General features: G+C 45.6%; 20 protein-coding genes. 6 read left to right on the top strand and 14 right to left on the bottom strand.

Annotated features, from left to right (window positions below; genetic code table 11):
* Positions 1–17: 17 nt before the first annotated feature.
* From DN752_RS02680 to DN752_RS02660, 5 genes are all read left to right on the top strand, one after another.
* The gene (locus DN752_RS02680; RefSeq protein WP_112782554.1) at positions 18–1,361 is read left to right on the top strand and encodes a DUF2254 domain-containing protein; all 1,344 of its coding nucleotides are present in this window, start codon (positions 18–20) and stop codon (positions 1,359–1,361) included.
* A 168-nt stretch (positions 1,362–1,529) separates the two neighbouring features.
* Complete coding sequence (locus DN752_RS02675) at positions 1,530–4,478, top strand: FAD-binding and (Fe-S)-binding domain-containing protein (protein WP_112782553.1); 2,949 nt, start codon at positions 1,530–1,532, stop codon at positions 4,476–4,478.
* A 164-nt stretch (positions 4,479–4,642) separates the two neighbouring features.
* Positions 4,643–5,797, top strand: coding sequence for a glycosyltransferase family 4 protein (locus tag DN752_RS02670; protein ID WP_112782552.1), 1,155 nt, complete (start codon positions 4,643–4,645; stop codon positions 5,795–5,797).
* A 99-nt stretch (positions 5,798–5,896) separates the two neighbouring features.
* Positions 5,897–7,207, top strand: a complete 1,311-nt coding sequence (locus tag DN752_RS02665; RefSeq protein WP_112782551.1) for a glycosyltransferase family 4 protein — start codon at positions 5,897–5,899, stop codon at positions 7,205–7,207.
* Positions 7,182–8,282, top strand: coding sequence for a DegT/DnrJ/EryC1/StrS family aminotransferase (locus DN752_RS02660; protein ID WP_112782550.1), 1,101 nt, complete (start codon positions 7,182–7,184; stop codon positions 8,280–8,282). Before DN752_RS02665 ends, DN752_RS02660 begins: the two co-directional genes overlap by 26 nt.
* 62 nt (positions 8,283–8,344) lie before the next feature.
* On the opposite strand, the gene DN752_RS02655 is transcribed toward DN752_RS02660, so the two are convergent.
* Genes DN752_RS02655 through DN752_RS02635 form a run of 5 tightly spaced genes read right to left on the bottom strand, consistent with a single transcriptional unit; the run spans position 8,345 to position 14,610 of the window.
* Complete coding sequence (locus tag DN752_RS02655; protein WP_112782549.1) at positions 8,345–9,835, bottom strand: lipopolysaccharide biosynthesis protein; 1,491 nt, start codon at positions 9,833–9,835, stop codon at positions 8,345–8,347.
* A 3-nt stretch (positions 9,836–9,838) separates the two neighbouring features.
* The gene (locus DN752_RS02650; RefSeq protein ID WP_112782548.1) at positions 9,839–10,555 is read right to left on the bottom strand and encodes a class I SAM-dependent methyltransferase; all 717 of its coding nucleotides are present in this window, start codon (positions 10,553–10,555) and stop codon (positions 9,839–9,841) included.
* A gap of 51 nt (positions 10,556–10,606) precedes the next feature.
* Positions 10,607–11,464 (bottom strand): glycosyltransferase family 2 protein, encoded by an 858-nt coding sequence (locus tag DN752_RS02645; RefSeq protein ID WP_112782547.1) that lies wholly within the window; start codon positions 11,462–11,464, stop codon positions 10,607–10,609.
* A gap of 16 nt (positions 11,465–11,480) precedes the next feature.
* On the bottom strand, positions 11,481–12,191 hold the full coding sequence (locus DN752_RS02640; RefSeq protein WP_112782546.1) for a class I SAM-dependent methyltransferase: 711 nt from the start codon (positions 12,189–12,191) through the stop codon (positions 11,481–11,483).
* Positions 12,175–14,610, bottom strand: a complete 2,436-nt coding sequence (locus DN752_RS02635; RefSeq protein WP_112782545.1) for a YfhO family protein — start codon at positions 14,608–14,610, stop codon at positions 12,175–12,177. The genes DN752_RS02640 and DN752_RS02635 overlap by 17 nt, the downstream gene beginning before the upstream one ends.
* 1,093 nt (positions 14,611–15,703) lie before the next feature.
* On the opposite strand from DN752_RS02635, the gene DN752_RS02630 reads away from it, so the two are divergent.
* Positions 15,704–16,549 carry a hydroxymethylglutaryl-CoA lyase gene (locus tag DN752_RS02630; protein WP_112782544.1) on the top strand — a complete coding sequence of 282 codons (846 nt, stop codon included), beginning with the start codon at positions 15,704–15,706 and terminating at the stop codon, positions 16,547–16,549.
* Positions 16,550–17,071: 522 nt separating this feature from the next.
* On the opposite strand, the gene dprA is transcribed toward DN752_RS02630, so the two are convergent.
* The 9 genes from dprA to argG all read right to left on the bottom strand — a co-directional run bounded on the left by dprA (position 17,072) and on the right by argG (position 26,943).
* Positions 17,072–18,196, bottom strand: coding sequence for a DNA-processing protein DprA (gene dprA / locus DN752_RS02620; RefSeq protein WP_112782542.1), 1,125 nt, complete (start codon positions 18,194–18,196; stop codon positions 17,072–17,074).
* Positions 18,177–18,530, bottom strand: coding sequence for a MerR family transcriptional regulator (locus DN752_RS02615; RefSeq protein WP_112782541.1), 354 nt, complete (start codon positions 18,528–18,530; stop codon positions 18,177–18,179). The genes dprA and DN752_RS02615 overlap by 20 nt, the downstream gene beginning before the upstream one ends.
* Positions 18,531–18,780: 250 nt before the next feature.
* A complete protein-coding gene (gene argH / locus DN752_RS02610) occupies positions 18,781–20,115 on the bottom strand; it encodes an argininosuccinate lyase (RefSeq protein WP_112782540.1) in 1,335 nt (444 codons plus the stop codon).
* Positions 20,116–20,477: 362 nt separating this feature from the next.
* The gene (locus DN752_RS02605; RefSeq protein ID WP_112782539.1) at positions 20,478–21,539 is read right to left on the bottom strand and encodes a M20 family metallo-hydrolase; all 1,062 of its coding nucleotides are present in this window, start codon (positions 21,537–21,539) and stop codon (positions 20,478–20,480) included.
* A gap of 88 nt (positions 21,540–21,627) precedes the next feature.
* Complete coding sequence (gene argB / locus DN752_RS02600; protein WP_112782538.1) at positions 21,628–22,428, bottom strand: acetylglutamate kinase; 801 nt, start codon at positions 22,426–22,428, stop codon at positions 21,628–21,630.
* Positions 22,429–22,459: 31 nt separating this feature from the next.
* Positions 22,460–23,401, bottom strand: coding sequence for an N-acetylornithine carbamoyltransferase (locus tag DN752_RS02595; RefSeq protein ID WP_112782537.1), 942 nt, complete (start codon positions 23,399–23,401; stop codon positions 22,460–22,462).
* Positions 23,402–23,539: 138 nt separating this feature from the next.
* Positions 23,540–24,682 carry an aspartate aminotransferase family protein gene (locus tag DN752_RS02590; RefSeq protein ID WP_112782536.1) on the bottom strand — a complete coding sequence of 381 codons (1,143 nt, stop codon included), beginning with the start codon at positions 24,680–24,682 and terminating at the stop codon, positions 23,540–23,542.
* Between the two features lie 100 nt (positions 24,683–24,782).
* Positions 24,783–25,751 carry an N-acetyl-gamma-glutamyl-phosphate reductase gene (argC, locus tag DN752_RS02585; protein WP_112782535.1) on the bottom strand — a complete coding sequence of 323 codons (969 nt, stop codon included), beginning with the start codon at positions 25,749–25,751 and terminating at the stop codon, positions 24,783–24,785.
* Positions 25,744–26,943 carry an argininosuccinate synthase gene (gene argG / locus DN752_RS02580; protein WP_112782534.1) on the bottom strand — a complete coding sequence of 400 codons (1,200 nt, stop codon included), beginning with the start codon at positions 26,941–26,943 and terminating at the stop codon, positions 25,744–25,746. The genes argC and argG overlap by 8 nt, the downstream gene beginning before the upstream one ends.
* Position 26,944 lies beyond the last annotated feature (1 nt).

Genomic DNA, 26,944 nt, shown 5'->3' with positions numbered 1-26,944 from the left:
CATAAAATGATCAACAATTGAAAGCAAAACTCATTTATTTTTGGTCCAATATCCAATCCAGCTTTTGGTTTGTACCGTTGATTCTTATCCTCTGTGCTATTTTGGCAGCATTTGGATTGGTTTTTTTGGATGATGCGGTAAAAGTAGAGCCTTCTGGGGTTTTCAGCTATTTTCTGATCGGGAGTGCAGATTCTGCCAGAAGTGTATTGTCCACCATAGCTGGGGCGATGATAGGCGTGGCGGGTACGGTGTTTTCCATCACATTGGTAGCCTTGACTTTGGCATCCTCCCAGTTTGGTCCGAGACTTTTGCAGAATTTCATGCATGATAAGCTCAATCAGGTGGTCTTGGGGTCTTACATTGCCACTTTTACGTATTGCTTGGTAGTGCTGAGTACTGTTAAGTCCAGTGATAGTTTGCAGTTTCTGCCGACTATTTCGGTAGGTTTTTCCATTATTTTGGCCTTGGTCAATATTTTTCTCTTGGTGATTTTTATTCACCACATTTCCATAAGTATCCAAGCTGACCAAGTGGTTTCTAATGTCAATAGCAGTTTGAACCATCACTTTCGGAGGTTGTTTCCCAAGGCAGAAGAGGAGGAAGAGGTACTGGACATTGCTGATTCAAAAATCGAAAGATTAAAGCAAAATGCCCGCTATAAGGAGGTCTATAAGGTAAAAAGGAGCGGTTACCTCCAAGTAGTCAACAGGGAACGGTTGATCAATCTTGCGAAGGAAATAGAAGGCTTTATCGAAGTGAAAAAACATGCCGGTCATTTTTTGGTGGAGGGGCAGGAAGTTTTTACAGTGTATGGTGAGAAGGAGTTGGAAGAAGGATTTGAAAGCCGGCTTTTATCTGTGCTCATTATAGGCATCAAGAGGAATTCGACCCAAGACAGTGAATTTGCCGTGAGGCAAATGGTGGAAGTGGCTTCCCGTGCACTGTCCCCAGGTGTAAATGACCCCTATACGGCCATCACGTGCATTGACAAACTGACCGATTCCATTTGCTATTTGACAGCAGTGGATTTGCCGGGGCCATATCGTTTTGATGAAGACAAAAAACTCCGCTTGATCCTAAATACAATGAGCTTTGATGGTGTAGTCAGTGTGGCATTTAACCAGATTCGCCAATTTGGGCAAAGTAGTCCCGCTGTCCTTATTCATCTGATGGGCGCTATGGTCACCATCCATAACTTGTCACAGCGGCCTGAGCACAAACGGGTGATCTTAAAACATGCAAAAATGATCCATCAAGCGGCCAAGCAGCACTTTGGCGAACGAAATGACTTTAATGACCTGGAAGAGCGCTATCAGCAGTTGGATACTTCGGCCCATGCCAGCCAAAAAGATAAAGCATAACGTTTCAAGATGGGCCATATTTATAATTCCTATTCAGTTGGCAGTTAGCCCAATCAGCAGGGCTGTCCTAGGCTTACCTTGGTAAGTGGGCGGTGGACTATCGACTTTTTTCCTCAGATATTTCATTTTATTATTTATTAGTTGCGCGAACTGTTTTAATTTTATGGCATGTCTAACGAACCAGCGAATTTGTCACCTTTTTTGGCTGAATTAGCCAAAGAATTGGAAGGTGATTTACATTACGATCAACTCATGAGAACCCTGTATGCGACAGACGCTTCGGTGTACAGGGAATTACCTTTGGCGGTAGCCTTACCAAAGACCAAAGATGATATCAAAAAGCTCATCCATTTTGCCAACACCCACAAAACATCCCTGATTCCCCGAACAGCAGGTACCTCTCTGGCGGGGCAGTGTGTGGGAGATGGCATCGTGGTGGATGTTTCGAAATATTTTACCGAAATCCTTGAATTCAATAAACAAGAAGGCTGGGTACGGGTACAGCCAGGTGTGGTCAGGGACGAGCTAAATGCTTTCCTAAAACCCCATGGGTATTTCTTCAGCCCCGTGACATCGACTGCCAATAGGGCGATGATCGGTGGAATGGTGGGAAATAATTCCTGCGGAACCACCTCCATTATCTACGGCTCCACTCGCGAGCACACCTTCGAATTGCAGACCATCTTGAGTGATGGGTCTGAGGTGACTTTCAGCCAGCTTTCGAAAGAGGAGTTTGAAGATAAAAGGAAGCAAAATGACCTAGAAGGGAAGCTTTATCAGGAGATTTATGAAGAGCTCAGTCAGCCAGCTCATCAGGAGAATATTAGAAAGCAATTTCCCAAGCCCTCTATTCAGCGCCGCAACACGGGGTATGCGGTGGATTATTTGTTGGAGACCGCGGTGTTTTCGGAGAAGGATACGGCTTTTGATTTTTGTAAATTACTGTGTGGATCGGAAGGAACGCTGGCATTTACTACCGAAATCAAAATCCACTTGGATCCGCTTCCAGCACCCAAGGATGTGGTGGTAGCTGCCCATTTTGGGACGATCCATGAGTCCATGAAGGCGACCCAGCTGGCGATGAAGCACCATCCGACAGCCTGTGAGCTGATGGACAAAATCATATTGGACTGCACCAAAGAGAATATCGAGCAAAGTAAGAACCGTTACTTCGTGGAAGGCGATCCGGAGGGAATCCTGATGGTGGAGTTTAGGGGAGAGACAGAAGAAGAAGCGCTCCAGCAAGCCCAAAAGATGATCGATGCCATGAAGATGGCCGGATTAGGGTACGCCTACCCGATCATCACAGGTGAGCGGACCAAAAATGTGTGGACACTACGAAGTGCAGGGCTTGGCTTGCTCGCCAATATTCCCGGGGACAGAAAAGCCGTGGCCTGTATTGAAGATACGGCTGTGGATATAGACGATCTTGCCGATTTTATTGCCGAATTTGGGGAGATCATGAAAGGCTATGGCCAAAAGCCGGTACACTATGCCCATGCTGGAGCTGGCGAAATTCACCTGCGTCCCATCTTGGATTTGAAAAAGTCCGAGGATGTGGAGGATTTTTATAAAATCACCGAGGCGGTCGCAAAACTGGTGAAAAAATACGATGGATCACTCAGTGGTGAGCATGGTGATGGCCGAGTGAGGGCGGCATTTATCCCCATCATGGTCGGGGAAGAAAATTATCAACTTTTCCGCAGGATCAAGAAATCCTGGGATCCCAATAATATTTTCAATCCCGGAAAAATCGTGGACACGGCTCCGATGAACAGCTTCCTGCGCTATGAGCGTGACATGGAAACACCGGAATTTCAGACCACGATGGATTTTGGCCATGTGGGAGGGATTTTGCGGGCAGCTGAAAAGTGTAATGGATCTGGGGATTGTCGAAAATTACCTGTTTCTGGTGGTACGATGTGTCCGAGCTACATGGCAACCAAGAACGAAAAAGACACCACCCGTGGTCGTGCCAACACATTGCGGGAGTTTTTGACCAAAAATACCCAGCCCAATCCATTTGACCATCCGGAGATCAAAGAAGTAATGGACCTTTGCCTGTCCTGTAAAGGCTGTACCTCCGAGTGCCCTTCCAATGTGGACATGTCCAGCCTCAAGGCGGAGTTTCTTCACCAATACCACAAAACACACGGCATACCGCTGCGGAGCAAGGCCTTTGCTTATATCAATAACCTGAATGAACTGGGCAGCTTGGTGCCGGGAATGACCAATTTTCTGATGACCAATAAGTCTACAGGAAGTATGATGAAGAAGGTCCTAGGCGTGGCCGAAAAGCGAAACTTACCCACGATTTCCAAAGTCAACCTTAGAAAGTGGTACAAAAAACACTACAACAATCTACCTGCCCCATCCAAGAAAGTGGGGGCAGTGAACTTTTTCTGCGATGAGTTTACCAACTTTAATGATACTGAAATCGGCATCAAGGCCATCAAGCTCCTGCATCATCTGGGATACGAGGTGAAGATGGCCGATCATCCGGAAAGTGGACGGGGGGCGATCTCCAAAGGGCTGTTGGACAGGGCAAAAAAGATGGCCAATCAGAATGTCAGCCTTTTTAAAGATAAGGTGACTTTGGATGAGCCCCTGATAGGTGTGGAGCCATCAGCGATCCTGACATTCAAGGACGAATACCCTCGTTTGGTGAACCAGGATTTAGTAGATGATGCCAAAAAGCTGAAGCGCCATAGCATGATGGTGGACGAGTTTTTGGCTAAAGAAGCCATGCGTGGAAACATTTCTGCTGAGCAGTTTACCAAAGCCAGCAAGAAGATTTTGCTTCATGGCCATTGTCACCAGAAGTCCCTTTCTTCTGTGTCTTTTACCCAAAAGCTGTTGACATTACCGGAGAATTACCACCTAGAAACGATACCTTCCGGCTGCTGTGGAATGGCAGGTTCCTTTGGATATGAGGAGGAGCATTTTGAGGTGAGCATGAATGTGGGCGAACTGGTGCTTTTCCCCACTGTTCGGAAGGCCGATGAGGCCACGGTGGTGGTAGCTCCCGGGACTAGCTGTAGACATCAAATCGCAGATGGGACTGGTAAAAAAGCCTTACATCCAGTGGAGGTGTTGTTTGAAGCTGCAGGATTGTAATCCCTTGATTGGCAGGTTTTTTACACCTGCCAATCTTTTATACTTATTTTTTGTTCTTTGGTAACATATTTGAGGGTGTCCCTTTTGTTCTTGTTATTATTCACCAAATAAAATATATTCCTTCACTTTTTAGGTATATATTTGTGCTTTTAAAGTAAAAGTTCATGCCAAAGCTGATACGGATTACCACTGTTCCCCTTTCACTAAAGTTGCTGCTTTCGGGTCAAATGAAGTACATGAAGACCGCTGGGTGGGATGTGCAGATGGTAAGTGCAGATGGAAAAGAAGTCAATGAAGTCATTGCCAAAGAGGGATGCGAGCACCAAAGCATTCCATTTACTCGACAGATCACGCCTTTGCAGGATTTGGTATGCCTCTGGAAGCTGTACCAATTCCTAAAGAGCGAGCAGCCGGATATTGTCCATACCCATACACCGAAGGCCGGACTATTGGGGATGCTGGCGGCGAAGCTGGCAGGAGTGAAGACCCGGATTCATACTGTGGCTGGATTACCTTATGTGGTGACCAAAGACAACAAACGTAAAATGCTGGAAAATGCTGAACGGTGGACCTTTAAATATGCCACACATGTCTGGCCAAATTCCCTGTCCCTCAAGTCATTTATAGAAAAAGAGCAACTGGCCCGACCGGAAAAGCTGGAAGTGCTGGGCAATGGTTCTTCCAATGGTGTAGATCTCGTTCGTTTTAGCCGAGAAAATTTGAAAGAAAACCACTTAGTGGCAGCCACGATGCGGGTGATGCCCGGGGAGAATGATTTTATCATTTTGGCTGTAGGAAGGCTGGTGAAGGACAAAGGTATCCAGGAATTAGTGGAGGCATTCTTAAAATCCAGGATCGTAAATAAGTCCAAATTGGTACTGCTGGGCGATTATGAGCAGCACTTGGACCCGGTGGATGAAGATGTCATTCGGAAAATAGAAGATCACCCCAGAATTGTGCAGGTGAGTTGGTCAGACCATGTGGAGCACTACTTGGCCATATCCGATGTGCTGGTCCATGCTTCTCACAGGGAGGGTTTTCCAAATGTTATTTTGGAAGCAGGAGCCATGCAGGTACCGGTGATCTGTTCTGATATCCCTGGCAATACGGACATCGTTCGCAACAAGAAAACCGGGTTGGTATTTCCGGTAAAGAGCGTGTCGGTGCTGAAAGATGCCTTGGAATTTGCCTATGTCAAGAGAGAATCGATGCAGGTATTGGCGGATACATTATACAAGGAAGTGGTCGAAAAGTTCGACAGAAGAAGGATGCATGCATTGATTTTGGAAAAATACCACAGATTGACCGGGCATCAGTAACCAAGTATTCAGTAAACTATAGATTGCTGACTGCATAGCCATTCCGAATTTTACAATTTTCGAATCTACATTCTTCCAATAACCTTCTATCTTTACCCTATGAAAGACACCAAGAAGGTATTGATCATCACTTATTATTGGCCACCAAGCGCTGGGTCTGGCGTACAGCGTTGGCTGAAATTTGCGAAATACTTACCTGATTTTGGCTGGGAGCCAGTGATTTTTACACCGGAGAATCCTGATTTTGAGCTAAAAGATGAGACGATGAACAAGGAGGTTTCCCCTCATTGGGAGATCATCAAATTCCCCATTTGGGAACCTTATGGGGTTTTCCGTTTTTTGAAGAAAAAGAAAGAAGGCAAAAAAGCCGATCCTTCCAAGCTGATCGAAAAGCGGAAGAAAAATTGGTTTGATCAGACAGCAATTTGGCTTCGCGCCAATGCCATCGTACCAGATCCCAGGGTCTTTTGGGTGAAGCCATCTGTGGAGTTTTTGGAGGACGTTGTAAAGAACAACAATATCAAGGCCATCATCACCACAGGCCCGCCCCACAGTATGCACTTGATCGGACGTAACCTGAAGCGGAAGACTGGGTTGCCATGGATTGCAGATTTTAGGGATCCGTGGTCCACTTGGGAGTTTTTGGATACCCTTCCGATGATGAAAAGTATCCGTCGAAGACATGAGAAGCTAGAAAAGTCGGTGTTCAAAGAAGCCGAAAAGGTAGTGACGATTTCACCCACCTTTAAAGGAGAACTGCAGAAGATTGCAGGTCGCAGCATCGATCTGATCACGAATGGTTTTGATTCTGACGACTTGCCTGTTGGATTCAAAAAGGAGCAAGATAAAAGCAAGGTGTTGGAGATTGTTTACACCGGGATCATCGACGCTATACGCAATCCATTACCCTTTTTGGAAGCATTTAAAGCTGCATTCGAAGCGGGTGACCGAGAGGTGAAGCTGACCTTTGTGGGGCGCGTAAGTGAAAAAGTCACGCACTATATCGAAGGTGATCCGTGGCTTTCGGAGCGAGTGGAATTTGCAGGATATGTGCCTCATGAGGAGGTTTTTGCTTTTTACGAACGTTCAAGCATGCTGCTATTGATCCTGACGAACACCAAGAATGCAAAGGGAAATATCCCTGGAAAATTGTTTGAGTACATTGCCACGGGGAGAAATATCGTAGCCTTGGGAGATCCAAAAGGGGATGCTGCCACGATTATCAACGAAGCCGGAGCAGGTCGTGTATTTTCCCACGAAGATGTGCCCGGAGTAAGGCAATACCTCACTGATCAGGCTTTGATGGAAGAAGAGACTTCGGCCGATCGTGACATTACGCGCTTTGAGCGCAAGACATTGACCAAAAAACTAGCCCTGTTGCTTGATGAGCAGATCGATTCCATTTCTTGAACTAGCGCCCATGCACGCCGACCTGGCCGATGAGCTGAAGTCGAAGTTTGCCAAACTGTTGGAAAAAGGCCTGTTTTCTGGCGGCGAGGAAGTTGATACGCTGGAGAAAACGATGCGGGAGTATTTAAACGTACCTCACGCCATCCCCTGCGCCAATGGAACGGACGCACTGGAGCTGGCATTGCGAGCGTTGGAGATTGGTCCCGGCGATGAGGTGATCGTGCCGGCGTTGACCTGGGTGTCCACAGCGGAAGTGGTCAGCATGGTGGGCGCAAAGGTGGTTTTTTGCGATGTGGATGGTCATGGCCTGATGGATCTATTACAGCTTCCTGGCTTGATGACTGCTCGCACAAGGGCCATCATCCCCGTGCATCTCTATGGAAAAATGGTAGACATGGAGCGGCTGCTCAAGCTAACCGTAAATACTGGAATCCACGTGATAGAAGATGCGGCACAAGCTTTTGGGGCGTTCCAAAAGGGCAGGAGTGCAGGTGCCTTTGGAGCTATTGGCTGCTTTAGTTTTTACCCTACCAAAAACCTCGGTGCACTTGGTGAAACGGGACTATTGAGTACCCATGACCCTTCATTGGCAGAGAGGTTACGGTTGCTGTCCAATCACGGACAACCTCGTCGGGATACCCATGAAGTCATCGGGAGAAATAGCCGAATCGATACACTTCAAGCGGCTTTTTTAAACGTGAAGTTTTCCTATTTCACGGTCTGGCAGCAAAAACGTAAAGCGTTGGCAAAGGTCTACCTCGACCATCTGCAGCACCTAAAGAGGATGACTGTCCCGTCAGGTATTCTTCAAGAGGAGCACAATGCCCACCTTTTTACCGTACAGACCGAGCAGCGGGATGCGCTGAAGGCCTATTTTGCAGAAAGGGGAATTGGTACTGCTGTGCACTACCCGCTTCCCGTTCCTTCCACGGAGGCTTTTGAAGTGAATAAGAAGTTCCCTGTAGCCTCCAGGCTTTCCAATCTCACCCTTTCACTTCCCTTGCATCCTTATCTTCACGAAGATGATGTAAGGAGAGTCTGTGAGGAGGTACAACGATTTTTTTCAATAAGGTAAGGTCTAAAGTCGGAAGGCTTTTTTTGGAGTTGTGATCTAAATAATGAGTCCTTGGCCAGCGTTTACAGATCGATACCGGTTTTTCTCAAGTACTTATTGACCACGACATTGAAGTCTGGGGAGCATTTGGTGAAATATACTGCGGGGATGTACAGGAGCAGTACGGTGGCTCCTTTTAGGATCAAATTGAGGTAAATATTTTCAACATTCGGAATCCAGTCCGTTATTGCCCATACCAGCGCTATGATCAGGATGGTTTTGAGGTTTTCGGTGGTGAATGGGCTGAGCTGGTATTTTTGACGGAGAAAGAAGTAGCGGAGGCCATTGATCAGGGTCATAATGATAAGTGAAGCCACCGCCGCACCGATGACACCCATGATCGGGATCAGGAGGTAGTTGGTAGTGATCAGCAAGGCAAGGGTCAAGAAGCCCATAAACAGATTATAATAATAGTGCTTCGATACAGCGATGATTTGGTAATTGACCGAGGTGATACAATCCACCAGCTGGGCCAGCGCAATGTAAAGCAAGATGGGGATAGCCACGGCGTAGCTTTCTCCAAGGTAGGCTCCTACGCTGTAGCGATTGCACCAAATGCCCAAAAACAACAGTCCTCCTACCACCAGCAATGTTTGGCTACTTTTTTTGTAGATCGACTGGATCGTGGAATAGTCACCTTGCGCCATGGATTCTGAAATGGTCACGATAGATACTCTCCTGATGGCTTTGGCAGGGACACTGATGACCACGCCAAAAAAGAACAGTGTGGTATAGACGCCCACCGCAGCTTCACCCATCAGCCACTGTACCATATAGGTGTCAATGTACAGGACCAAACCACCACTTAAGATTTCCAAAATTCCCGAGGAGGAGATTCCGGCAATGGTCTTTTTTTCATCCGGCGTAAAAGGCCCCGGCTTTCCAAGAGTAAATACCTTGGCACGCTTTAGCATGACGAAGGAGATGGTGACTGGAAGGATGAAAATGGCCAGGTTAAGGTAAATGAGTTGCTGGAAATTGATCAAGTGAAAATAAAAAAACACCAAGCCAAGAATAGGCAACGCCTTTTGTATGATGCTCTCGGCGATCACACCAGGAAGTGGCTGGTGATTGGTGCGGAGATAGGCGTCCAGAATGTATTGGAAAATCCTAAAGCCAATGACCACTAGCATACCAAGGTAAAATTCATTATTGTAGTCAAATCCTTCAAATCCCCCATCTTGGGTTTGGAAGATAAATGTCTTGGTAAGTAGAAAAACGGGTACCGCCAATAGTAAACCCACCATTCCCACCAATAGTGAAAAAGTAATGAAACTTCTTTTCTTTTCAGGCTTGGTTTTGAACTCCGGTACCATCTTGAGGGTGGTGAGGTTGGTGCCCAAGGTAAAGATGGAAGCAAAAAGAGCAGTAGTATTTAGCACCAGTTGGAGCATGCCAATTTCACCCTCTGAGAGGATTTTAGGACGCAGTAATGCAGAACCGACAAAGCCGATCAGGATACCTGCATAGGCGATGATGGTCGTTTGTGAAGACTGTGTCCTGATGGTGCCCATAGGTTATGGTTTGATCCAAAAAGTGGTGTCCGAGAGTCCCGTGGTGCAGGTGAAATGCTCCCAATCCTTCAACACCCTATAGGCAAGCTGATAGCTAGGCCGATCGGAATTGTCCAGAATCATCAGTCCGCCGGATTTGAGTTTGGGAAGTGAATTGAGCAGGCAGGCCACTCTGGCGCGTCCATCCACCAAAATGAAATCAAAATACCCATCTGAAAACTCGTCTGCCACATGGAAATAGTCCCAAAACTCTGTTTTGTAGGGATAGTCTTTTTTGGTTAATTGATGCGTTTTGAAGAAGGCGGGGAGGTTTTTTGGTTCATCGATTTCTTTTTCAGTAATTAATCGGTAATCGATGTTTTCCAGACCATTTTCATCCATCCACTGGTGTACATGGGTGTACCAGCCTTCATGGTGCTCTACGCTCACCAGTTTATTGACCCGGGAAGCAAAGAACTTGCTACTGGCTCCACTGCCAAATTCCAATCCTACCATTTCCGGTTCCAGCCATTTTTTCAGAAAGTTGACAGCGGAAGGAGCAAACCAAGGGCTGGGTTTATTCCACCATCTGTAGGTATAAAACACCCCCTTTATCAGTGGGCGACAAAGCCTGTAGCGGAAGTATTCCAGCCCGGCACTTTTGTCTCGTTGCCAGTTGGTATTGGGAAGGATACTTTTTTGTTGGGCTATTTTTAGTTGTTCGATGATGGGATTTGCCATGCTTGATTAGGAACCGTTTGCTTTTGGTGGTCAAACTTATAAAAAATCGGGTTATTTACCGCTGATCTTTTGAAAGATGTTTTTCCATCTATAAGAACGAATAAATTTGCCTTCGTCTTTAGTGACAGCCCTTTCGGTCTTATCAAAAAACGAAGTGATGTATCCTATCATGCTGTCCCAGAGGTACCGCGGTTTTTGTTGTTTCCAGCTGACCTTTGCCATGGATAAGAAAGCGATGCCAAATCCATAGCGCATCTTGTACATGGCCTGCCCTTGCATATATTTAGCTTTTTTGGAATAGGAAGAGCCCGTAGGGCGGAGGTGCTTGACTTTCAGCTCTGGAACAGTAATTACTTCAAACCCATGATAGCGTGCCAAAAGCTCATCCATGGTGTCCCAGCCAATCGAGCATCGCAATCCATTCATTTTATCAAAACACGCTTTACGATAAGCCTTGAATGCTCCTCTGACATGGTCGTTGCCCATGGGGTGGTTGAGCTTCCATTGATCACCTTCCTTTTCATAAGCGAATCCTCCAATGATGCCTGCATTGGGGCTGGTTTGAAAAAAACCTGAGATCTTTTCGAAATAATCCAACGGAAGAATAAGGTCAGCATCCAACTTTACTATAAAATCAAATGGCTGGTTGATCTCCTCCATTCCCTTTTCGAAAGCCGCCACTACTTTGCTGCCCGGTAGGCGGGAAGCTTCCGTCTGGCTATTGACCTTGGTGATCCAAGGGAAGTCATTCGCATATCGGTCGATGATACTCGCTGTTTGATCTGTGGAATTATCGTTAACGATGACTGCTTGCCTGGGGAGGAGTGACTGCTTGGTAAGGGAATCAAGCAAATAGGATATATACTGCGCTTCGTTGTGCGCAGGAATAATGACACAGTAGTCTAGCATGGCTGGAGCGGGCTTACTATAGCAAGCCCAATAAGTTGGTTGGCAATTTTTCTTTGAGGTTTGCCCACTTTTTCTTTGGAGTAGGAGCAGCGATTCTTGTAAGTGGCTTGAAAATAAAATACTGGTAATCGTTTTCTTCGTAAAAGACACTGTAAGAAACCGCTTTTTCAAGGTAAAAATCGTTCAACGTGAGGCTTTCGACGAGTCCAGCTATGTTCACAGAAGGTTCGATAAACTGGAGACTTTCGGGATCATTGTGTGCACGCCATTCAGAAAACCGAGGTGTCGGTAGATGGATAAAAACCGTGGTGTCTTCATGGGAATGCCTCCTTACGGCTTCGATGAGACGCAAATGTTTATCCGTCGATACTTGCTGTAGGATGTCGGTGAGGACGAAGAAGTCGTACGTTTCCCCCCGGTTTTCAAAAGCCTTCATCTCAGCTTTTACAAAAGACAGGTTCTTTTGTTTTTTCCAAAGTTCTGATGCACGTTGGACGGTGTCTTCGTTGATGTCTACCCCGAGGACTTTACCGCTTTTGGCCTTATTGGCCAGCAAATGACTCAGTTCACCTAGCCCACAGCCTCCTTCGACGATCTTGTGGTTGGATTTAAGCCCTTCTGCCACTAGTTTTTCCAGAATATATACGTTCAGTGCACTGACTTCCTTTTTTCGGGAATCAGTAGAAAATTGATCATAAAAACTGATGTATTTATCCTTTTCTTCCATAGTTAGCGAATTTGGTAAACGGTAAAACAAGACTAACAATCAAGAGTAATATAATAAAATATTGGCATGAAACCGCAATAAAAGAACCACGATAATAGCTGGTTGGTTCAAATTTAAATGACACCTCCGACTGACCTTTTGGCACTAACAGTCCTCTTAATAGGTAATTGGTACGTATTATTTCTGTTTTTTCACCATTGATGGTGGCTGTCCATCCTTCTGGATAATAGATTTCGGAAAATACCACTAGCCCCGCTTTGGATGCATTGACGGTGTACTCCAACTTGTTGGGTTGGTGGTTTTTGATAGAAACCGTTCCTGCACCAGCTTCCGCCTCGAATTCGTTGGTATTGACCGTGGCTTGGGATTTGGTGTTGATTTGCGGGATTTCACTTATTTCCTCATCATTGCTACCTACTGCTACGATTTCTTGGGGAAACCATGCCGGTCCATTGGCTTCTGGGTTTTTGAAAACTGCCTTTTCGCTATTGCCAGCCAGAATGTATTTGGTGTTGAGCATGTTGAGTGCAGGGAGATTGGCATAGTCAAAATTGCCTTCTTGGGCTTTCTTTACAAAGCCGGAAATTTCTGTTTGTAGTACCCTTTCGATCAGGTCTTGGTAACGTCTCATTTTGGCACCATGGTAACCTCCGATGCTTTGGAAGCGGTAACTTGTTCTGGCTTCTTTGAAAGTGTTCTGGAGGTTGAGCACCCTGAAGTAGCCGTCATCCTGCATGATTTTTTTGTCGGCAGGAGTAGGGGCAAAATAACTTTCACTTGGGCTTTTTTTCAGAGAGTCATCATTCAGGTAGCGTTTGTTGATTGTCCATACATCTGCGACGACCAAAATGGCAATTCCCAAGGTAGCATAGAGATAGTTGACTTTGCCTTTGATAGCAAAGAAGATCAGCAAGGCACTGGGAAGGATAAAAGCTAAGCTTCTAAGGGCATCATTACGCAGCATAGCTTTGCGATCTTCACGCAGGGCATCTGTCAGCCAGCTAGGGAAGCTGGCGTCTGCGGCACCTTTGAATCCAAAAACTCCAGCCAATAGGATCAATAACAAAACAAATCCACCCACGATGGCAACGGAAAGCAATAGGGCTTTGGTTTTCTTTTGTTGGTTGCGGTCTGCGTATAAATGTTCCAAGCCAATACATCCTAAAACAGGCACTGCAAACAAGGTGATCCCAAGCGCCATGGAAACCGCCCTGAATTTATTGTAGCCGGGAAGTATGTCGAATAAGGTGTAGTTAAACCAAGCAAGGTTATTGCCCCAAGCCAGCATAAGTGATAGCACGGTGATTACCACAAAGATATTCCTAAACCGTTTGGGAGCGTAAATAATACCAATTACAAAGAGAAATGCCATGATGACACTACCGTAAATAGGACCTCCGGTAAAGGGCTGGTCACCCCAATAGGTAGGAGCTCCTTGAAGGAAATTGGACAATTGCGCACCAGAGACGCCGTTTTGTCTGAGTGCTTCAGCGGCATTGGAATCGGCCCCGATCCCTTCCTGGCTGGCACCACCGGAGAAGTTGGGCACCAAGAGGGTGAGGGATTCCAATTTGCCTTGCGACCAGCTAAAGGCATATTCCTTGCTCAACCCTGCTTCATTGTCTCCTGCGGATTCCAGAAGCTTTTCACCTCGTATGGAGTATTTCCCGTATTCCAGCACAGAGATAAGTCTATTGGCATTCGCTCCCACAGCAATCAATCCGCCGATAATGAGGATTCCGGCGATTTTGCCAAATTCCGGCAATCTTTTCTCTTTGATATAATACGTTAATTGGCCAATGGCATAGATCAGGACGACGATCAAGGTGTAGTAGGTGATCTGGAGGTGATTGAAGCGGATCTGCAGCATCAAGGCCACGGCCGTAATGGCGACACCTAAGAGTTTTTTTCCGTTAAAGGCCATGTTTATCCCTGCCAAGATCAACGGGACGAGGCAAATGGCCCATATTTTGGCATTGTGACCTGCTTCCAGACTGAGCATGTGGAAGGTATTAAAAGCAAATGCCCAAGCACCCATGACCGAAATCTCCGACCTTACCCGAAACGTCAGTAGTAGAATGTACATGCTGACCATGCCAAAGAATAGTCCATTGATGGGGTGGGGAAGCCCTAAAGTCAACGTGCTGATCACCGCTCTGGAAATATCACCAGGGTATTCGGTGTTGACCAGATAGGCCGGCATTCCGCCAAACATGCTATTGGTCCATAATCCTTCTTCGCCTGTTTCCTCCCTGAAGTCAATCATTTCCTTTGCGGAGCCTTCCCATTGGAGGATGTCATTTTGGAAGATCATCTTTCCGTCAAATACGATCGGAGAGAAGTACATTACGATCAGGACATAAAAAGAAACGATTCCTAAAAGGTGCGGCAGAATTTGCTGCTTAAAGTTGACTTGCATGCTTGCTGGTTTGGTTAGCGCTATATCAAAACGATATGCAAATTAAAAATTAATAGCGATTTCTAATAAGGAAAATGAGCGAGATGTTATGTGGTGTTCAGTACCTGTATCTGGGCAATTTTATCTTTGTTTGATTTATGCTTGAATGATAACGGAATGTAGCTCCAAATTTTGAGTAAGAGGCTTCGGTATATTACTTTTCTTATTTCTAATTATTTAATTTTTTTAAAAATCTTATATTGAAGTATAAAATATTTTTAATAACTAAAGATTGGTATGGGTATTTATTATAAATTTGGATAATTAACTTAGTTGGATGTAAGGGCGTTGGGATTGGCGTCTAATATTTGAGTTGTAGTGAAGATGAAAGTAGTTGAAGTACTTCTTTACTGCTCAGAGACAACGTCCGAAATTTAACTTATGGGTTTATTATTAATTGACTAAGGCTATGAGACGTTGTTTCATAGCTTTTTTAGTTTTTATGTATATCCGCAATGATACCAGTAATCACAGAGATATGAAATAGGTCCTCACAGAAATCACGGAAAGGCGTTGTTTCATTTTAGGTTTTCTGTGCGTTCCGCGAGAAATAAAAACTACTGACAAGAAAGCGTATAATCAAAAACTGGAAAAGCCAAGCATAAAATAAGCCCTGAAAGGGCGCAACATTCTTAGCTCTAGGCAACGCCCATGGTAAGTATCAAAAATAATCTCATTGTTTTAGTGTAGGAGAAATAACGTTAGCTATCTTCCTTTTGTGGGCAATATCAAATCAAGTCCGAAAGAACCAAGTTTGAGTTAAAAAATCACTGCTAGTGGTTCCACAGCACAGCTATCGAAACACTAGGATGTGAGGTGTCAAGCAGTTGGAACCTCTATTTCAAAAAAAACATAGGACCTTAGAGCCTTTGTGGCCTACCCTTAATACCAGACTATAACACTGATAATTCCGCTGAGCTGATTCGGTGAATCATCCCTATTGTGCCCTCCAATGTGGTTACTCAAAAACCGTCCACATTGGTTAAAAGTAAGTCCCGGATAGTTAGATAAATTTTATACCTTCGATCTGTCATCAACGCATTAATTTACAATCATGAAAATCATCGAATGCCCCAGGGATGCTATGCAGGGACGTGCGGAATTTATCGATACGGCCATCAAGGCAGCTTATATCAATCAGCTGTTGGAAGTAGGATTTGACACGGTGGATTTTGGGAGTTTTGTGAGTCCTAAGGCCGTGCCGCAGATGCGCGACACCGCCGAAGTACTCGACCTGCTGGATTTGTTCCATTCGAAGTCCAAACTGCTGGCCATCGTGGCCAATGTCCGTGGTGCGCAAGATGCCATGCAATTTGAAGAGATCGATTACTTGGGCTTCCCATTGTCCATATCAGAGACTTTTCAGCAGCGGAATACCAACAAGAGCATAACCGAGGCACTTGAGCTGGTCGAAAACCTTCAAAATATGTGTGAGGTGAAGGGGAAGACATTGGTGACCTATTTAAGCATGGGATTTGGAAATCCATACGGGGAGCCCTTTTCTGCTGATATTGTCGCCCAATTTGTCGGTAAACTCGATGAACGTGGCGTTAAGATCATCGCTTTGTCCGATACCATTGGAGTGGCTGAGCCTACCATGATTGAAAAGATTTTTACGACCAATATCGAAGCCTTTCCGCATATTGAATTTGGCGCCCATTTTCACAGCAGACCTGAAGGCATAGCCGCGAAAGTAGAAGCGGGGCTCAGGGGAGGGTGCAAAAGGTTTGATGGAGCGATCAAAGGATTTGGTGGATGTCCGATGGCCAATGATGAGCTGGTAGGCAATGTGGCCACGGAAACGCTGATAGGTGTGTTGGAGAAAAACCACGGAGACTTTGGGCTGAACAAAGAGGAGTTTGGAGAGGCTATGAAGCTGGCTAATTTTGTTTTCCAGTAAGGTTGTTCACGGATAACCGGATTTTTTGTAATCTTAGCATTTTCCGATTTTAATCCGGTTTATCAATGTTGTTTAGTTAGTATGTGTCTGGAAATATTGGTTTAATTATTTTTCTTGCTAAATCCCAAGATAGTTTTCATCTCTTTACCTTTGTTACTTTTTTGCTGCAGGTCAAAAAAGTAACCAAAAAACCCCGCCGCTGTGCATCTATTGGCCTAAAATTATAACCTCCCCTCATGCAGGCAAACTCCTCCTTTTTAGCAGCCAACATTCTTTTTGGGCAGCATTTCGTCAAACAAGCCTGCCATTTTGCCCGCCCACTTTTTAATTTCTTAACGCCCAATACCTGCAAGGCGGATCCATTTTATACATGTTTAAAAAGGCCATGGATTAAAACCATAATTCTCTCAATGGACGATCCGTATTGGAAAATCTTCTTAACTAAACGACATTGCCCGGTTTATGGAAGCGTCCGCCGCGACGGATCAAGTCGAAATAGATAGGCTAATGGATATTCCGATTTTAAACTAGCTGGTATTTCTTGCCAGGAAGTGCTTTGACGACACCTTGAAATTCCAGGTTGAGCAAGAGAGAAGCCACTTGGGAGACCGGAAGTTGGCTTTGCCAGCTCAGTTGGTCGATTTCCAAAGGATTCTTTTCCAGAAGGATGCGGAGTATGTGCTGTTCCTGTTCTGTATATTGATCGAGGTCAATGTTGCTTTTGGCAATTTGGGAAGCATTTTCTTCACTGGTGGTCCAAGATAATGCTTCTTGGATGTCGCGAGGACCAGTATAGATGCTGGATTTCATCGATCGGATCAGGTTATTACATCCTTCGCTGTAGGTGTTTTGGAGGTTTCCGGGTACGGCAAAAACTTCCCGGTTATAGCTGTAGGCAATTTCTGCTGTAATCAGCGCACCACCTTTTTTGGCAGCTTCCACCACGATCAGGGCATCTGATAGCGCAGCGATGATCCGGTTTCGAGCGGGGAAATTACTTGGATGTACTGCGGTGCCAACGGCATATTCTGAAATCAATCCTCCTCCGTTTTCCGACATGCTTTCAGCAGTACTTCTGTGGGCGGCAGGGTAGAGGCTTTCCAGTGAATTGCCCAGTACCGCAATGGTAGGGAGTTCAAATTCCAATGCTGCCCTGTGTGAGGTGATGTCGATGCCATAAGCTAGGCCACTGATGACCGTTGGCTGAAAAGGAGCCAGCCCTTCGACGATCTTTCGGGTGGTGTTTTTTCCATAATCAGAAGCATTCCGCGTGCCCACAATGCCGATGCTTCTTTTGGGATTGAGGTCAATACTCCCTTTTGTAAATAGTAGGACAGGAGCATCCATGAAGGATTTCAGCCTGCTTGGATAGGAAGGGTCAAGGTAAGTATGGATCGTAATCTGGTGTTTTTCACAATCCTCCAATACTTTTTCGGCCTGTTTTAGGTAGGTGTCTTTTTGGTTTCGGATAGCCAGTAGCTTGCTGCCAATTCCAGGGATTTTTGCGGCCCGTCCCTTTGGCATGGTAAAAAAATTAGCTGCTGCCCCACAATAACTGACGATGTTCTTGAAGGCGTAAGGTCCCAATTTGGGAATCAGACTTAATGCAATGGTGTAAAGTAGTGTTTCATGAGTTGTCTTCTGCATGGATGTTGTTTCGGATTTCTGACAAAAAATCCCTGATTTCTTTTAGGCGGTTGACCATTCCTGCTTTGTCAGAAACCTCGTATTGGTCTTTTTTAATGATTTCCTGGGCGCCTTGGAGCGTATAGCCTTTTTCCTTTACCAAGTGAAAAATCAGGCCGATCTTTTCGATGTCTTCTTTGGTAAACCTCCTATTGCCTTTTTTGTCTTTTTTGGGCTTGATGATATCAAACTCCCCTTCCCAATAACGGATCAGCGAGGTGGCTACGTTAAATTTTTCGGCTACTTCACCAATGGAGTAGTATTTCTTTTCTATTTCTCTTTCCTTGTACGGCACTTGGCAAAAATGTTTTAAAACTCAAAATAACGAATTTTGGATAAAGATGGCAATGGAAAGTGGTTATTTAGTAGCAAGATCAGTGTAAAGAGATAAAAAGAAAGAGCAAAGATAACTATTGCCCATCCAGCTATGTGATCTGGATGTCGGATAAGGGAAATTTGTAATCCGCGAGTAGCGATGAAGTAAAGAAGACCGTAGGCTGAGCGAAGCGGAGGCTGATTAACTTGCTCCGCTCCAATCCCATTGGTTATGCTTCCAGTAATTCCTGATAACTCGCTTCGATGGCACTAAAGTCAAATTTCGCCAAAGATGTTTCCATTTTTTCTTTGATTTCGTCAAGGCACAGCTGTCCGATGCTTCCTTCATGACTGTGATTGACAGCGTGGTGTGGTGAGAAATCATCACTTTCGATGTCGAGGCCTACTTTTTTATAAGCGTCACGGAAGGGCATGCCTTGCAAAACCAGTTCATTGACCACTTCTACGCTGAAGAGGTGTTTGTAGAATTTATCATCCAGAATGCCTGATTTGATCTCGACATGCTCCAGCATAAACTTGGTGATCTGCAGACAGTCTTTGAGTTTTTCGAAATCCGGAAAGGTCGTTTCTTTCAGTAGTTGCAGGTCACGGTGATAGCCTGTGGTGGTATTGGTCATCTGCATCATCAGGTTTTGGGGGCCACTTTGGATCTGATTGGCCTTGGCACGGATCAGCTCGAAGACATCAGGGTTCTTTTTATGCGGCATGATGCTGGATCCCGTGGTGAGGTTGTCAGGAAATTTTACAAAACCAAAATGCTGGTTCATAAAAATGATGATGTCTGCCGAAAGCCTGTTCAGCGTACCTGCCATCCCTGCCATGGCGAAGGCAATGGATTTTTCTGTCTTGCCGCGGTTATTCTGGGCATTGATGACATTAAAGTGCATGTCCTTGAAGCCAAGTAGCTGGGTGGTCATGGTCCTGTTCAATGGAAACGATGAACCATAGCCTGCTGCAGAACCTAGCGGGTTTCTGTCAGCGAGATTGTAAGCCGCCAGCCAGAGTTCCAGGTCTTCTGCCAGTGACTCTGCCATGGCACCAAACCACAGCCCAAAAGAGGACGGCATGGCCAACTGTGTGTGGGTATAGCCCGGCATGAGGTCATTTTTATGCTTCTCCGCTAAACTGATCAGTAGGTCAAAGAGTGACTTGGCATCTTCCAGTACCTCTTGGATGACCGCACGGTAGTACAATTTCAGGTCCACAGCTACTTGGTCGTTTCTAGACCGGCCACTGTGCAGTTTTTTGCCCACGTCACCATAGCGCTCTGTCAGTAAAAACTCCACTTGTGAATGGACATCTTCGACCCCCGGGTCAATTTTAAAAGTACCTTCCTGGATTTCCTGATAGATTTCCTTTAGTCCTTTTCTAAGGGTCGTCAGCTCTTCTTTGGTAAGCAGGTTGATGCTTTCGAGCATCGTGGCATGCGCCAAAGAACCCAATACATCAAAAGGTGCCAGCACGATGTCAAATTCGGGATCACGTCCAATGGTGAACTGTTCTACTTCCTTGGTGCTGGTGGTGTTTTTTTGCCAAAGTTTCATTGGGGGATTTTTGTCGTTAATGTTATTTTATTCGAAAACTGCTGTTTCAATCTTTTCCTTTTGGGATGGTCAGTATTCATCGGTCGCCATTCAGTCCCATTTCATTTTGCTGTTAACTACAGAATGATGCTGATTTAGTCATCATAGCATTTTGTCGATTGATTTCTTAAATATATTCCATGTCAATTCTCTTAATGGTTTTTAAGCTTTCACGTATTCCATAAATGAATATAAAGAATATAATTTGATTTCATTTTAAGCTGTAAGTAGAACAACCACTGTTCATTAATCACTAACCACTGATTACTGATCACTATTTATTTGGTCACCGACCACCAAACTTCCGTTGACCACCTGGTGTTTTATTTCAAGTTCGCATATGCATCTAAAATAGCCACATACCGTTCGATTCCTTGGTCTATTTCTTCCAAATGGATGAATTCGTCCGGTGTATGTGAACGGGCAGAATCACCGGGGCCGATTTTGATCGAGGGGTAGGGGATCAATGCCTGATCAGATAGGGTGGGGCTGCCATAGCATTTGAGTGATAATTGGTCGATCACTTCCCAGATGCGGTGATCTTTTGGCAATGCCGAAGAGTTGAGCCGCATGGATCTTGGTTGGAGGTCGGCTTTGAGGAATTCCTGGAGTTCATCCAAGGCCTCCTGAAGCGTATAGCTGTCCGTGACCCTGACATCCAGTGTATAGACGCATTTGTCGGGAACGACATTGTGCTGTGATCCTGCCTGAATGATAGTGGCCGAAACTTTACTTTCGCCCAGGTAATCGGATACTTTTTTGAAAGTATAATCTTTAAGTGCATTGAGGTCGGGAAGTGCTTCATAAAGTGCATTGATGCCTTCATCTCTGGCGGCATGGCCGGCTTTTCCCGTCACGGTGGCATCGATGACCATCAGCCCTTTTTCAGCAACGGCCACATCGAGCAATGTCGGTTCTCCGACGATGGCCAGCGCTATGGTAGGAAATTCTCCCAGTAGCGAGGCAATGCCATTTTTTCCACTTACTTCTTCCTCCGCAGTAGCTGCCAAAATCAGGTTAAAAGGAAGTTTGCGGTCATAGAAATGGACAAAAACAGCGATAAGGCTGACAAGGCATCCACCAGCGTCATTGCTGCCCAGTCCGTAGAGTTTGCCGTCTTCCACAATGGCCTTGAACGGGTCTTTGGTGTAGCCGTTGTTGGGCTTTACAGTATCATGGTGGGAATTAAGGAGGACAGTGGGCAGTTTAGGGTCAAAATGCTTGTTGGTCGCCCACACATTGTTTTGTGAGCGCTTCACCTGTACGCCTTTTTTGGTCAGGTAATCTGCCAGCACCTGAGCGGTGTTTTCTTCTTCCCGACTTAGGGAAGGGGTCGCTATTAGTTGTTGTAGAAGTTGTTTGGCTTCCTCCTTTAACTGCTGCATGAAACCGTGGATAGTTTTAGGGCCAATACCTTCTAGCAATCTAAAACTTGAAAGGTATTGGGGATTTGTTTAACTTAATATAAGGTGATCAATAAAGATCATACCGGTGTCTTTCGATGTCGGTGCCTGATTTCTTGCCTTTGGAGGCTAGGATCAGGTTTTCTGCTTTGCCCAGCCACACATTGCTCACGCCTTTATGAAGGGCACTGAAGGCATTGTCCAGCTTAGGAATCATGCCGCTGTGGATGACATTATCTCTTTTGAGTTCATCATAAATGTCCTCGTTGATTTTGGGGACCAGCGAATCATCATTGTTTTCATCAATCAGTACACCGGCTTTATTGAAGCAAAAATACAGCCTTACCGTATGTTTTACCGCCATGGATGTGGCTATTTCGGAGGCGATGGTGTCTGCATTGGTGTTGAGGAGATTGCCTTTTCGATCATGTGTAATGGCGGAAAAAACAGGGACTATATTATTTTTCAATAGCACATCCAGTAACTCCGTGTCGATTTCTTTTACATCACCCACAAACCCATAGTCAATATCCAATACAGGGCGTTTCACTGAGCGGATAAGGTTGCCATCAGCTCCAGTGAAGCCCATGGCATTTTGCTCCAAGTGCTGGAGTTTGGCCACGATTTTCTTATTGATCATTCCTGCATAAACCATGGTGACGACGTCTAGGGTCGCTTCATCCGTGATGCGTCTCCCGTCTACCATTTTGGGTTCAATCCCCAATTGCTGGCCAAATTTGGAAGCCATTACACCGCCGCCATGGACAAGTATTTTTTTTCCTTCCAGTCTGGCAAATAGCGTCAGAAACTCATGTAGTTTTGCAGGATCATCGATGACGTTACCACCGATTTTGACAATGCTTATTTTCATAATGGGTCAATAGGTTGTTGTGGTCGTAGGGTTATTTCAAAAGTTCACTTAGGGCTGCCTGTGCAGCAAAGATCCTGTTGTGGGCTTGGTGCTGGACAAGGCTCCGGGGCCCATCAAGGATTTCATCCGAAAGCTCTACATTTCTCCTCACTGGTAGGCAGTGCATGACTTTGGCGTTTGGAGCCTGCGCAAGTTTTTGTTCATTGAGCATCCAGGATTCGTCAGTACAAAGGATTTTGCCATATTCGTTGAAGGCACTCCAGTTTTTTACATAGACAAAATCCGCATCGGCCAGTGCTCTGTCTTGGTCGTGTTCGATTTTGGCACCGTTGGTGAAGCGCTCATCGAGCTCATACCCTTCAGGATGGGTGATGGTCACATCGTGTCCACATCCAATGGACCATTCCGCAAAGGAATTGGCCACTGCGTGGGGAATGGCTTTGATGTGCGGCGCCCAAGTGAGGACTACTTTGGGCTTTTCCTTTTGTTTGAGTTCTTGGATAGTGACCATGTCAGCCAAGCTCTGTAAAGGGTGACGGATGGCGCTTTCCAAACTGATCAAGGGCAAGCCACTGTGCTTTGCAAATTGATGTAGAATGAAATCCTCACTGTCTTCATCTTTATTGGTAAGCGAAGGGAATGCACGCAATGCCAAGATGTCAAAATAGCTTCCCAATACACCTGCGGCATCTTTGATGTGTTCCGCTTTGCCTTGGTTCATGATTACTCCATCTTCCATTTCCAGTGCCCAGCTTTCCTTGTCCATATTCAGGACAATGGATTCCATACCTAGGTTTGATGCGGCAATTTGGGTACTGACGCGCGTTCTGAGGCTAGGGTTTAGAAATAACAATCCAATTCGCTTTCCCTTGCCCAGGTTACTATCCGAAAGTGGCGCTTTTTTATATTGCAAGGCTTTTTGAATAAGCAGATCGGCAATGGATTTATTTTCAAATTGGGTATAGTACTTCATACTTTTTTGTTTTCTAGCAAAACCTCACGGACTGCTTTCACTTGGTCTTTTCGGTTTTGCTGTGTTTTCCCTATTCTTTTAACTGGTGACACATTCAAAGAAATCACCTTATATTTTATGTTGAGTGAGTTGGTGAAGTTAAGCCTGTTTTATTTTCAGTACTTCTTCTAGTTTCTCCACGAATAAAGTTAAGGCTTTTGGTTCAATATTCAGCGGCGGGAGCAGGCGAATAGTGTGTTTGCCTCCGGAGCTTCCTGTGAAGATTTTATGCTTATGAATCAGTGCTGAGCGGACAGGAGCCGCTTCTGATGCCAGATCAAAACCGATCATTAAGCCTTTGCCTCGTACTTCTGTTACGCCTGCTACTTTTTCCAATGCCGCCATGATGGCTTTTCCATTTTCTGCTGCTGCGGCGATCAAGTTTTCTTCTTCGATGACTTCAAGCACCGCCAGAGCAGCCGCACACGCTAAGTGATTCCCTCCAAAGGTGGTTCCCAGCAAGCCATGTGAAGCTTTGAATTCAGGACTGATCAGCACACCACCGATAGGAAATCCATTGCCCATCCCTTTGGCTACAGTGATCAAGTCAGGTTTTAGGCTTTCGACCCATTGATGGGCAAAGAACTTTCCGGTGCGGGCATAGCCGGATTGGACCTCGTCGAGGATCAGTTTGGCACCGTATTGTTTGGTCAATTTGGAAAGCCCCAGCATGAAATCAGGGTCAGGCACTTGGATGCCACCAACTCCCTGAATGCCTTCTACGATCACACCGGCAATGGATCCTGCTGCCAACTGTTTTTCCACTGCTTCCAGCTCATTGAAAGGCAGGATGTGCACATTTTCGTGCTCATTGAATGGGGCAATGATCTTGGGATTGTCGGTGAGGGCTACCGCTCCAGAAGTCCTGCCATGGAATCCTTTGGTAAAGGCAATGAAACCTTTTTTACCGGTTTCGAACGATGCCAGTTTTAGGGCGTTTTCATTGGCTTCTGCGCCGGAATTGCAGAGGAAAAGGTCGTAATCGGCATAGCCGGAAAGTGCTCCCAGTTTATTGGCCAATTCCTTTTGGATCGGAATCTGAACGGAGTTGGAATAAAAGGCAATATTGTCCAACTGTTCTTTGATCCGTTTGGTATAATGGGGATGGCTATGTCCAATGCTGATCACAGCATGGCCACCGTATAAATCTAAATATTCAGTGCCCTGTTCATCCCAGATTTTACTGCCGGAAGCTTTTACGGGAGTGACATTGATCAGGGGATATACGTCAAATGGTTTCATGCGTTAGGGTGTGAAGTTATTGTTTTTTTTAGTTAATGGTCAACAGCGGGCAGACCATTGTCCACTGCCCGCTTTGATAAATGATAGCAAGGCAGGTTGCTTAGAAAGCGACGCTTTTGAGCCTGAGACCTTCTTTTTCGTCCAGCCCAAAGGCAAGGTTGTAGTTTTGGACGGCCTGGCCGGATGCTCCTTTCAGTAAATTGTCAATGGCGGAATAGATCACCAGTTGTCCTGCCTCTTTTTTCAAGTGGACAATGCATTTATTGGTGCTTACTACCTGTTTTAGGTCAATGTCTTTTTCCGATACATGGGTAAATGCCGCTTCAGCATAGAAGTCATGGTAGGCTTTATAGGCGTCATCCAGTGATCCATCAAAGGGGAAGTAGGCCGTCACCCAAATTCCTCTGGCGAAATTACCTCTGTAGGGAACAAACAACAGGTTTTGATCAAAGTCTGCTTGCAATTGCCCGAAAGTTTGGTTGATTTCTTTGAGGTGTTGGTGCGTAAAGAGCTTGTACACCGATACATTTTGGTTTCGTTGACTGAAATGGGTGGTCTCGCTCAGTTTTTTTCCTGCCCCTGTACTTCCGGTGATACCTGTGATGTGAATATCGTTTTTGGCCAGTCCAGTGGCGATGGCAGGAGCCAGGGCCAACTGGATTCCAGTGGCAAAGCAGCCCGGGTTAGCGATGCGCTTAGCTCCTTTGGTTTTGGATGCATTTACTTCAGGCAGGCCGTACAGGAAACCATTTGATTCGTCACGGAAGTCAGTGCTCAGGTCAATGATGACGGTGTTGTCATCAAATTTGTGTTCTTCCAGAAAAGACTTGGCCTGCCCATGGGGCAATCCCAAGAAAACAGTGTCCAGTCCCTCGGTGCTCACTTCATCCGTGAAGACCAAATCGGAATCACCGATAAGGTCCGGGTGTACTGCATCTATTTTTTTGCCTTTTTGGCTGTTGCTGTGGATGTACACCAGTTCACAATTGGGGTGGTGTACCAAAATTCTCAGTAATTCACCTCCTGTATATCCAGCAGCGCCGATGACGGCCGTTTTTATTTTAGTCATTGTCTAAGGTTTGGTTCACTTTGTGGAAAATGGCGGTTTGGTTGCCTAGGATTTTGGTAAAGCCTTTGACATCCTCGGCAGTATAGCCTTTGTTCATTTCTCCATAACTACCAAATTTAGCCGACATCAAGTCGTGCGGAGAATCGATGCCAATCAATTGGAATTGGTAGGGTTTCAGGGCTACTTTGACCTCGCCGGTAACGAACTGTTGCGTGTCGGCCAGGAAAGCCTCCAGGTTTCTCATTACTGGATCCAGGTAATGTCCTTCATGAAGATGGTTGCCGTAAAACTCGGACAGTTGGTTTTTCCAGAAGGTCTGCCATTTGGTGAGGGTATGTTTTTCCAGTAGTTGGTGTGCTTTGATGATGATCAAAGGGGCTGCTGCTTCAAATCCCACACGGCCTTTGATGCCGATAATGGTGTCTCCCACGTGAATATCACGGCCAATGGCATAAGGGTCTGCCAGCTCCTGCACTTTTAGAATGGCATCAACAGGATTGTCGAATTTGTCACCATTCACTCTCGCCAATTCTCCCGCTTCAAATTGAAGGGTGATTTTGGTTGGTTCTTCCTTGGTCAGTTGGGTAGGGTAAGCCTCTTCAGGGAGTGTGTCTCCAGAAGTAAGCGTTTCCTTGCCCCCCACAGAAGTACCCCAGATGCCTTTGTTGATGGAGTACTTTGCCTTTTCGAAATTCATTTCCACTCCGTGCTTTTTCAGGTACTCGATCTCCGCTTCACGGCTGAGCTTGAGGTCACGGATAGGAGTGATGATTTCTGCCTCTGGCAGGATCGTCTGGAAGATCATGTCAAAACGGACTTGGTCATTTCCTGCTCCGGTACTACCATGCGCAATGGACTTAGCGCCTATCTTTTTGGCATACTCGGCCAAGGCTTTGGCTTGAAGGATTCTTTCTGCACTTACAGAAAGGGGGTATGTCTGGTTTTTTAGCACGTTGCCAAAGATCAGGTATTTGATCACTTCATTATAGTACGTCTGGGTGACGTCCAATACCTCAAAAGAGGCGATGCCCAATTTACCTGCTCTTTTTTCGGTGGTTTTTAGCTCTTCTTCACTGAATCCGCCGGTATTGACCAAAACGGCATGTACTTCATAGCCTTTTTCTTGGGATAGGTGAATGGCGCAAAAAGTAGTGTCCAAACCACCGCTGTATGCTAAAACAACTTTTTTCATG

It is taken from the genome of Echinicola strongylocentroti, assembly GCF_003260975.1.
GTDB lineage: Bacteria > Bacteroidota > Bacteroidia > Cytophagales > Cyclobacteriaceae > Echinicola > Echinicola strongylocentroti.
This window is presented reverse-complemented; position numbering and strand designations above follow the sequence as displayed.